Source organism: Novosphingobium sp. Chol11 (genome assembly GCF_945870625.1).
Classification (GTDB): domain Bacteria; phylum Pseudomonadota; class Alphaproteobacteria; order Sphingomonadales; family Sphingomonadaceae; genus Novosphingobium.
In genome coordinates this window covers 1-14811 of sequence record NZ_CAMBTS010000080.1, presented here as the reverse complement: position 1 = coordinate 14811, position 14811 = coordinate 1, and the positions used below count along the sequence as shown (strand labels likewise).

Genomic DNA, 14811 nt, shown 5'->3' with positions numbered 1-14811 from the left:
TTCATGTGCGTGCCGATCATCGCCAGCATCGGCTATACGATCTGGTTCCTGCTGAAGTATCATTACCTGCCGCAGCCGTTCTTCTATGAGCCGAGCGGCACGTGGATGGACTGGTATTCGCTTACGCAATGGGGCCAGCACAAAGGCGCCTACGATACGGCGCAATCGATCTATCCGCCTTTGTCGTTTGTTTTGCTGAAACTGTTTGCGATCCCGCATTGCTATGATTTGACCTATTCTGAGGAAGTTCGCCCGTGTGACTGGGTCGGCGGATTAGTGCTGACGCTGATGTGGCTGGTCAATTTTCCGCTGACGTATTTCAGTTTCCGCAAGATCGACCGCGCGACCGCGTTGCCCCGCGCGTTTGCGCTGGCGTTCGGTTTTCCCATGCTGTTCGCGTTTGAGCGCGGCAATCTCCTGCTGTTTTGCTATGCCTGCGTGGTGCTGGCCTATGGCCCGTTGCTGAAATCGGCGCGGCTGCGCTGGCTGTTTGCCGGGATTGCTGTCAATTTCAAAGTCTATCTGGTGGCAGCACTGTTGGCCCCTCTGCTGCGGCGGCGCTGGCTGGCGGTCGAAGGGGCGGTCATCTGCACGGTGCTGGTCTATCTGGTGACCTGGTACATTCTGGGCGAGGGCAGCCCGGCACAATTGATCCGCAATCTCGGCAATTATTCGGGCGGGTTCGGGGCGGCGGCGCTGCTCGATCTGTGGTTTCCGTCGAGCTATATTCCGGTGCGGCTGCTGCTCGATGGTTCGTTTCCTGTCTATGTCATTATGGGCTCGCAGGAAGCCGCCATGATCTACATCGGGATAACGGTGTTCATGCGCTTCGTGCAGGCGCTGATCGTCTTGGCGGCGGTGGCAGCGTGGTTCCGGCCCGAAGTGGTCCCGCCGCACCGGCTCGTCTATCTGGCGATTTCGCTCGCGCTCAGCGCATCGGAAGCGGGGGGATATACGCAGGTCTTGCTGATCCTGTTCGTGTTCATGGAGACATGGCGCGGCATTGCGCGCCCGATCGCCATCGTCATCGCCTATGTGCTCTGCATCTCGTTCGACATTACCTTCAGCGCCGCGCCGCCGCTGGTGCGCGATAGCTTTCTTGGCAATACTTATGTCATCGCCGAATATGGTTTTGGGCTGATGTCGTTGCTCCGGCCGGGCATGATGTTGACAATGGCGGCGCTGCTCTCGGGCGTTACCATTGCGGCGGTATGGGCCGATATCCGCCAGCAGGGGTGGCGCGGGCGCTGGCGCTATCGCCGCGATTTGCCGCTGCTGCCCGGCGTGCTTCGCCCTGCGCCGATTGCCGCGCGCGCCGCGCCGGAAGCGGAGTAAGCGCCATGCCGATCACCCGCCGCGCCTTCCTGCCCGCCACCGCGTCGATGCTTGCCGCGCCCGCGCTGGCTGCGCCGCAAATGCTGGGCGAACAATCGCCGCCGCTGGTGCTCGGCCCCGGCGTGACGCGCGTGACCGCCAACATGGTGGTCAAGGTCGATCTGATGCTCCAGCCCGGCGCGGTGATCGAGGTGGCTGCCGGGCGCACCCTCACGCTGCTCGGCGGGCTGATCGCGCCGCTCGGGCACATTTTTACAGGGCCGGGGCGGGTCGATCTGGGCCGCAGCCGCATTGCCAGCGCGCATCCCGAATGGTGGGGCGCGGCCCCCGGCGATGGCGGCCGCGACAGCCTGCCCGCGCTGCAGGCCTGCCTGCGCTCGCACCCGGCGATGCGCCTGCTCGCTGCCGATTACTATATCTCGAACACCTTCGTCGTCGAGCGGGGCTTCTGCTCGATCACCGGCGCGGGCTTTCGCGGCACGCAGCCGGGCGATGGCACGCGGCTGATCGTCACCAATGGCACGGCGGATGTCATGCGCGTGGGGCCGGAAACTTCGCCCGGCGGGGTCAATGCCTTCCCGCAGAATATCGCCGTCCGTTCGCTCGCGCTGTCGCGCTCGGTGGTGCCCGATACGGCGGGCGGGCGCATGCCAGCGGGCTTGCGCGCGCAATTCCTGCTGTTCGCCGATTTCCGCGAGATCAGCGCGTTCGAGCATGGCGCCGGCTTCGTTGCGCGCGGGCTGGTGCGCAGCACGCTCACCGATTGCGTGGCCTTTCGCTCGATGACCGGCGCGCAGAGCGGGCAGCTGTGGCGCGGCTTCCTGCTCGATGGCGCGCGCGATATCGGCCTGGCCGGCGGCAACGCCTCGATCTTCCTGCGCGGCTGCAACGCCACCATCGGCGGCGCGCCGGCGCTGGCCGATCCGGTCGGCCTGCAGATCGAAGGTGCCTTTGCCGATACCTTCATCACCGAGTTTGAAACCTCGGGCGTCCCCACCGGCATCCGCATTGATGGCAAGACCGCCTTGATCGGCGCGCGCGCCCGCCACGGCCATATCGATCTGCATCTGGTGCTGCCGATCATCGATCAATGCGCGAGCGTCGGGATCGACATCCTCGATACCTCGCCCGACGCGCTGATCGACGTGATCGATCCTTATGTTGCGGTGGCCCCCGGCGCAAAGGCCGCGCTGCGCCTCGAAAACATGCGCGGTCTGGCGACGATCACCGGCGGGCAACTGGCGGGCGCGGTTAATCTCGCGGCGGGCGGGCGCGCGGTCGGCCTTCTGGCCAGCGCCAGCAGCGGCCTGCAGGTAGGCGGCCTCAAGATTCTCGAACACGCGCGGCCGGCCGCGCTCACCGGCTGCAGCGGTTTTGCGCTGCGGCTGGCCATCGCCAACCCCTCCTCGAGGCCCGGGGCCAGCGCCATTGTGTTGCGCGATTGCGAGGGCGGCACCGCCGATGTGTTGATCTCGGGGCAGAATTCCGCCTTTGCCAGCGGGGTCCGGGTCGAAGGCAGCGCCAAGCGGTTGCGCATCGATGCGACCACGATCTCGCCCGGCGCGGTGGGCGATGCGGGTAAGCGCGTGACGCTGGGGGATCGGCCGCTGGCTGTGCCCTCGCGCATCGGCGATCTTGCGGTGGTGGGCGTTTGATGGGGGATGCAGCGCAGCGGCGGTGGAATTGGGCGCTGGTCCTGATCCTGCTGGCCGCGCTCTATCTGCGGCTGGCGAGCATCCGCTTCGGCCTGCCCGCGATGAACGATCAGGATGAGTTGATGTTCGAGCTTGGCGCGCTCAAGATGCTGCGCGAGGTCACGCTCAATCCCGGCTGGTTCGGGCATCCGGCGACCACCACGATGTATGTGTTGGCGGTGATCAACGCGGGGGTGTTCGTCTTTGCCCTGCTCACTGGGCGGGCAACTTCTGCCGCGCAGTTCGGCGATATGGTCTATGCCGATCCTTCGTGGATCGTTGTGCCGGGGCGGATCGCGATGGCCTTGTTCGCGCTTGCCGCGATCTGGCTGACATGGTCGCTGGCGCGGCGCTTTTTCGGAGAGCGGGCGGGGCTGGCGGCGGCGCTGCTGCTGGCGCTGAACCCGGTCTTTCTCAATTGGTCGCAGATTATCCGCTCGGATGTGATGGGCTGCGTGTTCATGCTGCTGTGCATGCGGGCCTGCGCCGCGCTCGCCGTTTCGGGCAAATGGCGCGATTACCTTTTGGCCGCGCTGTGGCTGGGGGTGGCGGTCGCCACCAAATGGCCCTTCGCGCTGACCGGGGTGGCCATGCTCACGGCCAGCGTATTTGCGGCGCGCTCGGGCGTGCTCCCGGTGCGCACGGCGGCCTTGCGGATGGTCGCGGCGGGGTTGGCGGCGGCCGCGATCCTGTTCATCGTCTCGCCCTATCTGCTGCTCGATTATCCGACCGCCCTTGGCAATTTGCGCGGGGAGAGCCGCGCGCACCATGTCGGCGCGAATGGCGGCAGCTTGTGGTTCAATCTGCAATGGTATTTTCGCGGGGCCATGCTGTGGGGGTTTGGCTGGCTCGGGCTGGGGCTCGCCGCGCTGGGCGCGCTGCAATTGCACCGGCATCGGCTGGCGCTGGCCATCCTCACCCCGGTGAGCGCGGCGTTCCTGATCGTGATTTGTGCGCAGCATCTGATCTGGGAGCGGTGGTCGCTGCCGCTCATGCCGCTGGGCGCGATCCTGGCGGGGTATGGCTTTGTGTGCCTGATCGACTTGCTGAAAGCGCGGGTCGGCGGGCCCGGCTGGATCGCCCCTGTGGCAACCGGCGTGCCGGTCGCGGTGCTGATCGCGGCGGCGGCCTTGCTCGCGTTGCGCGATTTTTCGGATGCCCGCGCCCGCATGAACGATACGCGGCAAATAGCCGCGCACTGGGCGCTAGGGCATATTCCGCCGGGCAGCCGCGTATTGATCGAACACAATGCCTTCGATCTGATCGAGCAGCCGTGGACCTTGCTGTTTCCGATGGGCAATGCCGGGTGCGTCGATGTCGTCGCGCTGATCCATGGCCGCGCGGGCTACGCTACGATCGAACTGGCGCGCGGGGGCAAATCGATCCTCGACTATGGCACGCTGCCGCCCGCCCGCCGCGCCGATTGCAACGCCGATTTCGCGCTTATCTCGCACGAGGAGGATTACCGCAATGAGATCGCGCTCTACCGCGCGGAATACACAGCGTATCAGGCGCTTTATGCCACCGGCAAGGTCAAGGCGATCCTGCGCCCGGTGGCCGGGCAGATCGGCGGGCCGGTGATGACCTTGGTCGATCTTCGAAAAGCCCCTGCGCCGGTCAGAATTCGAAGCTCATTCTGAGCGTTGTCGCGATGGCATCGCGCGCCGTGCGGATGCCGCCCGCATGCCAGATCCACTGCACGTCGGGTTGCAGCGTGACCCCTTCGATCACCTCGTCGGCGAAGGTGAGTTCGAGCGCGGTCTCGCCGCGGGCCGGATCGGTGCCTGAGGCGAGCAGCGCGCCGCGCGCGGGCCCGGTCAGCCAGGCGTGGTTCAGCCCTAGCGATAGCGCGCTCTTGTCGCGCCCACCGATCACCGGGGTGAGCATCACCCCGGTCTGAAGACCGCCCCGGAAAGGGCTGGAGTGGTCGTCCGAAATCCCGGCGCGCAGAAATCCGGTCAGCGTGGGCAGGATATCCGCCTCGACGACGACATAAGCGCCCGCCGCAGTATTGCGCAGCGGCAAGCCTTGTGCATCGAATTCATTCAGCGCCTCGCGCTTGCGCGCATAGAGCCAACTGCCCAGCGATCCCCGCACCGGGCCGCTGACAAGGCCAGCTTCGCCGATCAGCAAGACACCATCGCGGAAGCTGAAATCGACCCCGCCATCATCGCCCATGGTGCTCGCCCGCGCATTGATCACCGCAAACTGGACATAGCTCTTGCCGTCCAGAACCGGCACCCGCAGCCGCGCGGCGAGCGCGCTTGATGGGAAAATCGAGGGACCGTTCGGCCCGGTGGATGCCAGCTCGGAGCCGATGCCAAAGGCCGGGGCGATCAGCAGACTGGCCGCCGCGTTCGTGTAAAACTCGCTGTTGAGGTCGTAGAGCCCGACCAGCAGCGTGCTCCCGCCGCCCAGTTCCTGTTCAACGAACGCCTTGAACAGGCGCAGGCCCGCCTTGGTGACTTCGATATTGTTGATGCCCTGCAAGGTGCCGATCGCATCGTTGGGCCTTGCGCCGCGATTGTCGAGGATGTGGACATGCGCCTTTGCGCCATGCCAACCGATCAGCGCCGCCAGATCGGCCTCGGCGGTCAGATCGATGTTGGTCAGCGCGCGCAGCCTTTGATCGCTCCCGCCGCTGGCCATGCTGGAAAGATCGAGGATGATCTTGCCGCCGAGTTCGATTGGGCCAGATCCTTCAGTGGATTCTTCAGCAGATTCCTGAGCGGTTTCCTGCGCAGGATCCTGGGCCTGCGCGCTGACTTGCGCCGTGCTCATGCCGAGCAGCGCGATCAGGCCGATCAAGCGCCGCACGATCATGCGGCTAACGCGCGCTCCGGCGCGCGGCTGGTTTGATGGCCAAGGTCGAAATGATCGAGCTCGCCCGCCACGGTGCTCACCGATTGCACCACAGCCGTGCTCGCCTCGCGAACTTGCTCGGCCACGACCGCGTTGCTCTGGGTGATCTGCTCCAAGTGGACCGAGCTGGATTTGACCGCAATCAGTTCAACCGACTGCTGGGCGGTGCTGGTGCTGACCAGTTCCATCATCCGGTTGATTTCGTCCATCCGGCCAGTGATCATGCGCAAGGCGCCGCCCGCTTCGCGCACCAGCTTCACCCCTTGCCCCACTTCGCCCGATGAATTGGCGATCAGGTTGCGGATCTCGCTCGCCGCGTCGGAGCTGCGCTGCGCCAAGGCGCGCACTTCGGTGGCGACGACCGCAAAGCCCTTGCCATGATCGCCCGCGCGCGCAGCCTCGACCCCGGCGTTGAGCGCCAGCAGGTTGGTCTGAAACGAGATGGCGTCGATCACGCTGATGATCTTGCTGATCTCTTGCGAGGCCTGCTCGATCCGGTCCATCGCGGCTTCTGCTTCCTGCACCACTTTGCCGCCGCGCGTCACCTCGTCGCCAACGCCGTCAACCGCTTGCTTGGCCGCGCGAACCGCCTCGGACGAGCCCGCCACCCGATCCGACAAGCTGGTAAGCGCCGCTGCGGTTTCTTCGAGGTTGCCAGCCTGATTGGCATTGCGATCGGCAAGGTCTTTGGCCGCGCGGCCAATATCGCGCGCGACGCCCTGCAATTCCGTGGTCGATCCGCGCACGCTTTGCATGGTTTGGCCCAGCGATTGCAGCGCATCGTTGAAATCCACGCGCAATCTTTCGAATATGCCGGCCAGCGGCTGATCAATCCGATAGGCCAGATTGCCCCCTGCAAGCTGATCAAGCCCCTCGCCGATGGAGGCAACGATCATGTCTGCCTGCTTGGCGGTGTCGGCGCGCGACTGGATCAGGCCATCGCGCAGCGTGTCGACCGAGCGGGCGAGGCTGCCGATTTCGTCCGGGCGATCGGTGGCGGCGATGGCAATATCAAGCTTGCCATCGGCAAGGAGTTTGACGTTCCCGTTAAGCTTGAGGAGCGCCTCGATCAGGTAGCGGCGCGCGGCAAAGGCGATCATGCCAAGAACGCTTAGCCCCAGCACCAGGCCGACGATGCCGATCCACCATGTCAGGCGGGCGGAGGCTTCAGCATGCGCCTCGCTCTGCGCGGCGAATTCCTGAACCGTATCGGATATCTTCGCCATCGAGCCTTCAAGCTTGGTGAAGATGATCAGGAACTGGCGCAATTGCGGCCCATCCGGGATCATCCCGATCTGCGCGGCGGCGGCGATCTTTCGGCCGGTGGCGACATAGAGGCGGAAATCGCTGTCGGCCGCCGCGCGCGCTGTGGTGATCGCAGGGGACTGCTTGAAACGTTCCGTCTCCAGCATATGGCCTTCAAATTCGTTCAACCGGTCAACCAGTTCGCGCCCGGCGGCTGGGCCGTCGATCTCGCTGGTGCGCGATGCGGCGATGATGCTGACGACTTCGGCGCGGATCGCATCGTGGCCCATGTCGGCCTCCATGTGATTGCGCAGCAAGCTGTTGACCTCGACCATCTGTTCCAGCGCGGCGGCCTGTTGTCGCGCGCCGAACAGGATGAGCATGGTCGAAAGCACGATCGTCGCCGCAAGCAAGGCGCAGCAAAGATAGACCTTCTGGATTATCGTGAATGATTTCATCGGCCTTGGCTCCGACCTGGCGTGAGCAGAGGACAGATGTCGGCCACCCAAGTTTGCCGTTCTGGATTAATCCAGTTGGGTGAATTTCGCTTTTTTCGGGGTTAAGTAGTAATGCGGGAATGCGAGAATGCGAGAATGCGGGAACGGGTTCGAACGGGGCGGTGGATCGGCGGCGGTCTGCCTTACTTTTGCGAAATCCCAAGCTCCGCTTCCATCATCCGCCGCATCTCGAATTTCTGGGCCTTGCCAGTCACCGTCATGACAAACGATTCCACGATGCGCACATGGCGCGGCACTTTGTAGTGCGCGATGTTGCCCTTGCAGTGCCCGACGACATCTTCCGGTGTGATCGCTGATCCCGCCTTGGCAATCACCCAGGCGCACACTTCCTCGCCAAACTTCTCGTCGGCCACGCCAAACACTTGCGCATCGGCGATGGCATCGTGGCGAAGCAGGTATTCCTCGATTTCGCGCGGATAGATGTTCTCGCCGCCGCGGATGATCATGTCCTTGATCCGCCCGGTGATGCGCACGTAGCCTGCGGCGTCGATGGTCGCGAGATCGCCCGAATGCATCCAGCCCTCGGCGTCGATCGCCTCGGCGGTGCGCGCAGGGTCGGCCCAGTAGCCCTGCATCACGCAATATCCGCGCGCGCAATATTCGCCCTGCTCGCCAATCGGCAGCGTCTGGCCATCGGGGCCGATGATCTTCGCCTCGGCATGCGAGTGCAGCCGGCCCACGGTCTCGACCCGCTCGGCCAGCGGATCATCGGTCGCGGTCTGCGCGGTGATCGGGCTGGTTTCGGTCATCCCGTAAGCGATGGTCACTTCGCGCATGTTCAGCCTGTCCATGACTTGCAGCATGGTCGATGTCGGGCAGGGGGCGCCCGCCATGATTCCGGTGCGCAGGGCCGAGACATCGGTGTGCGCTGCATCGGGGTGGCCCAGCACGGTGATGAACATGGTCGGCACGCCATAGAGCGCGGTGCAGCCCTCGGCCGCTACCGCCTCCAGCACGAGGCGCGGATCGAACGCCTCGCCCGGATAGACCATCGCTGCGCCGCTGGTGAGCGCGGCGAGATTGCCCATGACCATGCCGAAGCAATGATAGAGCGGCACCGGGATGCAGATGCGGTCCGCCGGGGTGATGCGGATCGTCTGGCCAGTGAAGTAGCCGTTGTTGAGGATATTGCGGTGCGTCAGCGTCGCGCCCTTGGGGAAACCGGTGGTGCCGCTGGTAAACTGGATGTTGATCGCATCGTGCCGGTCGAGGATTGCCGCCGCGCTGGCCAGGCGTTCGGGATCGGCCTCGGCGCGAAGGCTGCTCCATGGCAGGAAGCCCGCATGTTCGGCCTCGCCCAGCGCGACCATCAGCCGCAGATCGGGCAGGTTCTCCGGTCCTAGTTCGCGCAGCATCGCGATGTAGTCGCTGCTCTTGAACGCAGCCGCGCAGACCAGCACCGAGCAGCCCACCTTGTTCAGTGCATAACCGACCTCGGATGTCCGGTAGGCCGGATTGATCGTGACGAGGATCGCGCCGATCCGCGCGGTGGCAAACTGGATGACGGCCCATTCCGCGCCATTGGGCGCCCAGATGCCCACCCGGTCGCCCTTGGCCACCCCATGATCGAGCAGCCCGGTCGCCACCCGGTCGACCTCGGCGTCCAGCTCGGCCCATGTCCAGCGCACGCCCTGATGGCGCGATACGAGCGCCAGTTCGCCGCCCCACCGCTGCGCTGCCAAAGTCAGCGCCTCGCCGATCGTGGTTTCCAGCAGAGGGACGTCCGTCGGGCCCCGCGCAATCGACTCCATGCCATCCACCTCCCGCTCGCAATCTTGCGCACCATCATCTGGCGCGCAGCGGCAAGGTTGTCAAAGCGCAGTGCCGTTTGGCCTCACCCATGCGGCCTAGCCATCTGGGCGATGCGCGCAGCGGCCCGGGCGCAGTAGCTTCGCCCCTGTTCAGCGCCCGGCCGATCCGATGGCCATCAGCGCGGACTGCAACACGCATGGGGGAATGATGATGCTTACGAAGATGATGGGCGCTGCGGGCGCACTTTCGATGTTGGTTCAGACGCTCTCGCTCGGGGCCATTGGCGCCATCGGCCTTGCCGCCGCTCCGGCGCAGGCGGCGTCCTATTGGGGCTGTGACAGCGGCTTTGCCTTCCAGACAGTGGCCAGCGGCGCGCGCTGCTTCAAGGCCAGCCGCATCGAGAGCGCAGCGCCGCTGCCGTGCGTGCAGGTGCCGACACCGGCTGGCCCGATCGGTGCCGCGCTTCGTGTCGATTTCAACGGCAATACCGATGTCTGCGCAACGCAAGTCGGCATCACGATCACGGCCTCGGTGACATGCGGGCTGGGCTACACGATGGACCGCAGGGCCGGCGCGGATCGCTGCTTGAAGACCATCCCTGCCGAAGAACGCCAGCCCACGCGCAAGTTCGCCGTTTGAACGCAGCCGGACGCGGCAGACAGGGGGGGCGCTGCGCAATCATGCGCTGCGTGCCCCCCCGTCCGTGGCCCGATTCCCGCCCTGATCAGGAGAGATTTCCATGCGGTTTGCGATGAAATTCATGCTCGGCCTTGCCGCAGCAACGGCGATCAGCCCGGCGATGGCGCAAGTGCGGCCTATCCCGGACGCGCCGATCACCAGGCCGCCCGGTTCGGTCCTGCAACCTGCCGCCCCCACTGGTCCGACTTTGCCGCCGCGAAGCGGGCTGCCCAAAGGGCCGATCCAGATGCCAGTGCGGCCGCAGATTGCGCTGATTTCCGAGCCGCCGATCACCGGCAAAGTGGGGGTGATGCGGTTCCGCATCTCCAATCTTGGCCCGGCAAGCGCGGTCCACCTGTTTGCCTTTCGCCCAGGCTGCACTTGGGAACAAACTCCCGGCGTGTGGGGCCTGCCGCTGCGGATTGATCAGCTGGCCAATCGGTTCTCAAGCCAGACGGGCAACTACACAACCTCGTTCGATCCTCGCGCAACAGAAATTCCGCGGCGGATGAACGATACCAGAGGTCCGCTCGGCGATGGCATCGCTGTGACCAATGGTACCGCCGAGTTCCAAATCCAGGGCGTTGCCGGTATCGTCGGCGGCTCTTTGAAACTGTCGGACGAAGTTTCCCGGCCGGATCAGCAGGCCTTGTTCGAACGCGATGCGCTTGCCGGCTACCAGCGCAGCATCGGCAACGGCACAAACTGCCAGCCCACCGCGATGCTGATGGTGCGCGACGCCGATTCCGTCTGGCGCGCGGTCAATCCAGACGGAACCCGCAACGAAACCTTCCGCAGCGATGGTTCGGCGCGCGCGGTCACCGGCCTGTTATATACCCCGCGCAACCGGCGGACAGTGACCTTTGGCAGCACCAGCGCGCTGCGCGACAAGCTCGGCGCGTTCATGGTCGGCGCGCTGCAATCCACCTGCAATGGCGTCTCTTCGGCGCTGGGCAGCCCGAGCTATCCTGTCGGGATCAGCGTGCGGGATGGTGATCTGGTGTTCAAGATCCGCTCGGGCCCCAATGGCACGCGCTGCCTTGTCAGAATGCAGCTCACCGATCTGCCCACCGGCGCGACCGCGTTTGCGCGGTTTTCGACCACAAAAGATGGCAGCAAATGCCGCATCGGCGAAGGCATATTGCTCAACGAATACCTTGCTTATCTGGTGCCGCCGATTTTTTATCTCGGATCGTTCAATCTTGATCGTTCGTCGCAAATGCTGATGCCGATTGTCCGGGTCGATGCGGGCAGGTTCATGATTTCGCAGAATGGCTGGCTCAATCCCTACCAGATGCCGAGCGGTGCCGACAATTTCTCGTGGCGAACTTCGCTTGCGCCGTTGGCGGGCATGCTGTTTTGCGAACCAACGGCGGTCAACGACCATGGCATCGAACTGCGGCTCGATTCGGTCGACGTCGAACTGCCCGAGGGGGTGAGCTATCCGTAAGGGTTGTTTGAACCGGCCCCGGTAAATCCCGGTTTGCGCTTGCGGCCCATCCCCTGCGAATTCGATCTTCCGCTTGGCACAGCGGCTGGTATGGACTGTCTCCAGGACGAGGAGAACACCCATGCCAGCCACCCCCACGCTCGATTTCGGTCTGCCCGAAAGCGCGATGATGATCCGCGAGGCGGCCGCGCGCTTTGCCGATGAGCAGATCGCCCCGCTGGCGGTGGAAGTCGATGCGCAGGATTGGTTCCCGCGCGATCTGTGGCCCGCGATGGGCGCGCTGGGATTGCATGGCATCACGGTCGAGGAAGAATGGGGCGGGCTGGGGCTCGGCTATCTCGACCATGTCATCGCGGTGGAGGAAGTGAGCCGCGCTTCCGCCTCGGTCGGCCTCAGCTACGGCGCGCATTCGAACTTGTGCGTCAATCAGATTCGCCGCTGGGGCAATGACGAGCAGAAGGCCAAGTATCTGCCGCAGCTCATTTCGGGCGAGCATGTCGGCAGCCTTGCGATGTCCGAAGCGGGGGCGGGGTCGGACGTCGTCTCGATGAAGCTCAAGGCAGACAGCGTGCAAGGCGGCTTCCTGCTCAACGGCACCAAGTTCTGGATCACCAATGCGGCCTATGCCGATACGCTGGTGGTCTATGCCAAGACCGCGCCCGAGGCGGCGAGCCGGGGCATCACCGCGTTCCTGATCGAGAAGGACATGGCGGGCTTCAGCATCGGCCAGAAGATCGACAAGATGGGCATGCGCGGCTCGCCCACGGCGGAATTGGTGTTCAACGATTGCTTTGTGCCTGAGGAAAACGTGATGGGCCCGCTGCACGGCGGCGTCGGCGTGCTGATGTCGGGCCTCGATTATGAGCGCGTGGTGCTTGCGGGGATTTCGCTCGGGATCATGCAGGCCTGCCTCGACACGGTCATTCCCTATGTTCGGGAACGCAAGCAGTTCGGCAAACCGATCGGGGCATTTCAGCTGATGCAGGGCAAAGTGGCGGACATGTATGTCGCGCTGCAATCGGCGCGCGCCTATACGTATGCCGTCGCGCGCGCCGCCGACGCCGGGCACACCACGCGCTTCGATGCGGCGGGCGTAATCCTGATGTCGAGCGAAAACGCGTTCCGTGTCGCGGGCGAAGCGGTGCAGGCGCTGGGCGGCGCAGGCTATACCAAGGACTGGCCGGTGGAGCGGTACTTGCGCGATGCCAAGCTGCTCGATATCGGCGCGGGGACCAACGAAATCCGCCGCATGCTGATCGGGCGCGAATTGATCGGTGCGGCGTGAGCGCGCCCATTCTCCCGACCATGCTCGATCCCGCCAGCCCGGAGGCGCAGGCCCGCGCTGCGCACAACCGCGCCCTCGCGCAGGAATTGCGCGCCCACGTTGCGCAGGCCGCGCTGGGCGGCGAGGCGAAATCGCGCGAGCGCCACACCGCGCGCGGCAAATTGCTGCCAAGGGACCGCGTGGAGCGGCTGCTCGATCCCGGCTCGCCCTTGCTCGAACTGGGCCAACTTGCCGCGAACGGCCTCTATGGCGATGAAGTGCCTGGCGCAGGGCTGATCACCGCGATTGGCCGCGTCTCGGGCCGCCAGTGCATGATCGTGTGCAACGATGCCACGGTGAAGGGCGGCACTTACTACCCGATGACGGTGAAGAAGCACCTGCGCGCGCAGGAAATCGCGCAGGCCAATCACTTGCCGTGCATCTATCTGGTCGACAGCGGCGGCGCGAACCTGCCGCATCAGGCCGAAGTGTTTCCGGACCGCGACCACTTCGGGCGGATTTTCTTCAATCAGGCCAATATGTCGGCGCGCCAGATCCCCCAGATCGCCTGCGTGATGGGCAGCTGCACGGCGGGCGGGGCCTATGTCCCCGCGATGAGCGACGAAAGCGTGATCGTGCGCGAGCAAGGCACGATCTTCCTCGCCGGCCCGCCACTGGTCAAAGCCGCAACGGGCGAGGAAATCACCGCCGAAGCGCTTGGCGGCGGCGACCTCCACGCGCGCAAATCGGGCGTGGTCGATCATCTGGCGGACAACGACGAGCATGCGCTGACGATCGTGCGCGATATCGTCAGTCACCTCGGCGCCCCGGCGCAGGCCGGGGCCTCAGGCGTTTGGGCGCTTGGCCGGGCCGAACCCCCGGCCTTCACTGCGGCGCGGAACTTGCGCCACCCCAAATACCCCGCCGAAGACCTCTACAGCATCATCCCCGATGATGTCCGCGCGCCCTACGATGTGCGCGAGGTGATCGCGCGGCTGGTCGATGCCTCCGAATTCCACGAGTTCAAGGCGCTTTACGGCAGCACGCTGGTCTGCGGCTTCGCGCATATCTGGGGCATGCCGGTGGCGATCCTCGCCAACAACGGCGTGCTCTTCTCTGAAAGCGCGCAGAAAGGCGCGCATTTCATCGAGCTCGCCTGCCAGCGCCGCATTCCGCTGCTGTTCCTGCAGAACATTTCGGGCTTCATGGTCGGCGGCAAGTATGAGGCCGAGGGAATCGCCAAGCACGGCGCGAAGCTCGTCACGGCGGTGGCCACCGCGCAAGTGCCCAAGATCACCGTGGTGATCGGCGGCAGCTTCGGCGCGGGCAATTATGGCATGTGCGGCAGGGCCTACGACCCGCGCTTTCTGTTCACTTGGCCCAATGCGCGGATTTCGGTGATGGGCGGCGAACAGGCGGCGTCGGTGCTGGCGACGGTGCACCGCGATGCGGACAAATGGACGCCGGAAGAGGCCGCAGCCTTCAAGGCCCCGATCCGCCAGAAGTATGAGGACGAAGGCAACCCCTACTACGCGACCGCGCGGCTGTGGGACGACGGGGTGATCGATCCCGTGCAGACAAGGGATGTGCTGGCGCTGGCGCTGGGGGTTTCCCTTGAGGCACCGATGGCGGAGGCACCCCGGTTCGGGGTGTTTCGGATGTAAGGGGGCGAATGATGCTGACCGGGAATCTTGCGCTCACCGCCGCGGCACTTTTCGCGGGCGCGGCGTTTTACATCAACGTAGCCGAACAGCCCGCGCGCATGCTGCTCGAAGACAGCGCGCTGCTGCGGCAGTGGAAGCCATCGTACAAGCGCGGCTTTGCGATGCAGTCGGCGCTTGCCAGTGTCGCGTTTCTGTTTGGCGGCGCGGCATGGTGGCAATCGGGGCAGGCGTTGTTCCTGTGCGGCGCGCTGCTGATGATCGCGAACTGGCCGTTCACGCTCATCGTGATCATGCCCACCAACCATATCCTGATGGATATCGATCCCGCGTCCGGCGATCCGCGCATCCG

At 65.0% G+C, this 14811-nt stretch carries 11 protein-coding genes; 8 read left to right on the top strand and 3 right to left on the bottom strand.

From position 1 onward, the window contains the following. The 3 genes from Q0O40_RS12035 to Q0O40_RS12025 form a co-directional block, all read left to right on the top strand. The coding region (locus Q0O40_RS12035) for a glycosyltransferase 87 family protein (protein WP_295530057.1) at positions 1-1335 on the top strand (1335 nt) is incomplete at its 5' end. A 5-nt stretch (positions 1336-1340) separates the two neighbouring features. Continuing rightward, complete coding sequence (locus Q0O40_RS12030; protein ID WP_295530055.1) at positions 1341-2990, top strand: hypothetical protein; 1650 nt, start codon at positions 1341-1343, stop codon at positions 2988-2990. Beyond that, a complete protein-coding gene (locus Q0O40_RS12025) occupies positions 2990-4669 on the top strand; it encodes a glycosyltransferase family 39 protein (RefSeq protein ID WP_295530053.1) in 1680 nt (559 codons plus the stop codon). Before Q0O40_RS12030 ends, Q0O40_RS12025 begins: the two co-directional genes overlap by 1 nt. Here Q0O40_RS12025 and Q0O40_RS12020 read toward each other — a convergent pair. From Q0O40_RS12020 to Q0O40_RS12010, 3 genes are all read right to left on the bottom strand, one after another. Then, positions 4647-5852 (bottom strand): carbohydrate porin, encoded by a 1206-nt coding sequence (locus Q0O40_RS12020; RefSeq protein WP_295530051.1) that lies wholly within the window; start codon positions 5850-5852, stop codon positions 4647-4649. The two genes, Q0O40_RS12025 and Q0O40_RS12020, sit on opposite strands and share 23 nt — an antisense overlap. Beyond that, entirely contained in the window at positions 5849-7594 is a 1746-nt protein-coding gene (locus tag Q0O40_RS12015; RefSeq protein WP_295530048.1) for a methyl-accepting chemotaxis protein, read from the bottom strand. The genes Q0O40_RS12020 and Q0O40_RS12015 overlap by 4 nt, the downstream gene beginning before the upstream one ends. A 182-nt stretch (positions 7595-7776) precedes the next feature. Further along, positions 7777-9405, bottom strand: a complete 1629-nt coding sequence (locus Q0O40_RS12010; RefSeq protein ID WP_295530046.1) for an AMP-binding protein — start codon at positions 9403-9405, stop codon at positions 7777-7779. A gap of 205 nt (positions 9406-9610) precedes the next feature. Here Q0O40_RS12010 and Q0O40_RS12005 point away from each other — a divergent pair, with 205 nt between their 5' ends. From Q0O40_RS12005 to Q0O40_RS11985, 5 genes are all read left to right on the top strand, one after another. Next, positions 9611-10045 (top strand): hypothetical protein, encoded by a 435-nt coding sequence (locus Q0O40_RS12005; protein WP_295530043.1) that lies wholly within the window; start codon positions 9611-9613, stop codon positions 10043-10045. Between the two features lie 100 nt (positions 10046-10145). Continuing rightward, positions 10146-11534 (top strand): hypothetical protein, encoded by a 1389-nt coding sequence (locus tag Q0O40_RS12000; protein WP_295530040.1) that lies wholly within the window; start codon positions 10146-10148, stop codon positions 11532-11534. A 121-nt stretch (positions 11535-11655) separates the two neighbouring features. Then, entirely contained in the window at positions 11656-12819 is a 1164-nt protein-coding gene (locus Q0O40_RS11995) for an isovaleryl-CoA dehydrogenase (RefSeq protein WP_295530037.1), read from the top strand. Beyond that, the gene (locus Q0O40_RS11990) at positions 12816-14462 is read left to right on the top strand and encodes a carboxyl transferase domain-containing protein (protein WP_295530034.1); all 1647 of its coding nucleotides are present in this window, start codon (positions 12816-12818) and stop codon (positions 14460-14462) included. The genes Q0O40_RS11995 and Q0O40_RS11990 overlap by 4 nt, the downstream gene beginning before the upstream one ends. Positions 14463-14470: 8 nt before the next feature. Then, on the top strand, positions 14471-14811 hold a 341-nt coding region (locus Q0O40_RS11985; RefSeq protein ID WP_295530032.1), incomplete at its 3' end, for a DUF1772 domain-containing protein.

Coding starts and splice junctions, on each gene's coding strand:
- Q0O40_RS12030 (WP_295530055.1), top strand. CDS start 1,341: ATGCCGATCACCCGCCGCGCCTTCCTGCCCGCCACCGCGTCGATGCTT.
- Q0O40_RS12025 (WP_295530053.1), top strand. CDS start 2,990: ATGGGGGATGCAGCGCAGCGGCGGTGGAATTGGGCGCTGGTCCTGATC.
- Q0O40_RS12020 (WP_295530051.1), bottom strand. CDS start 5,852: ATGATCGTGCGGCGCTTGATCGGCCTGATCGCGCTGCTCGGCATGAGC.
- Q0O40_RS12015 (WP_295530048.1), bottom strand. CDS start 7,594: ATGAAATCATTCACGATAATCCAGAAGGTCTATCTTTGCTGCGCCTTG.
- Q0O40_RS12010 (WP_295530046.1), bottom strand. CDS start 9,405: ATGGAGTCGATTGCGCGGGGCCCGACGGACGTCCCTCTGCTGGAAACC.
- Q0O40_RS12005 (WP_295530043.1), top strand. CDS start 9,611: ATGATGATGCTTACGAAGATGATGGGCGCTGCGGGCGCACTTTCGATG.
- Q0O40_RS12000 (WP_295530040.1), top strand. CDS start 10,146: ATGCGGTTTGCGATGAAATTCATGCTCGGCCTTGCCGCAGCAACGGCG.
- Q0O40_RS11995 (WP_295530037.1), top strand. CDS start 11,656: ATGCCAGCCACCCCCACGCTCGATTTCGGTCTGCCCGAAAGCGCGATG.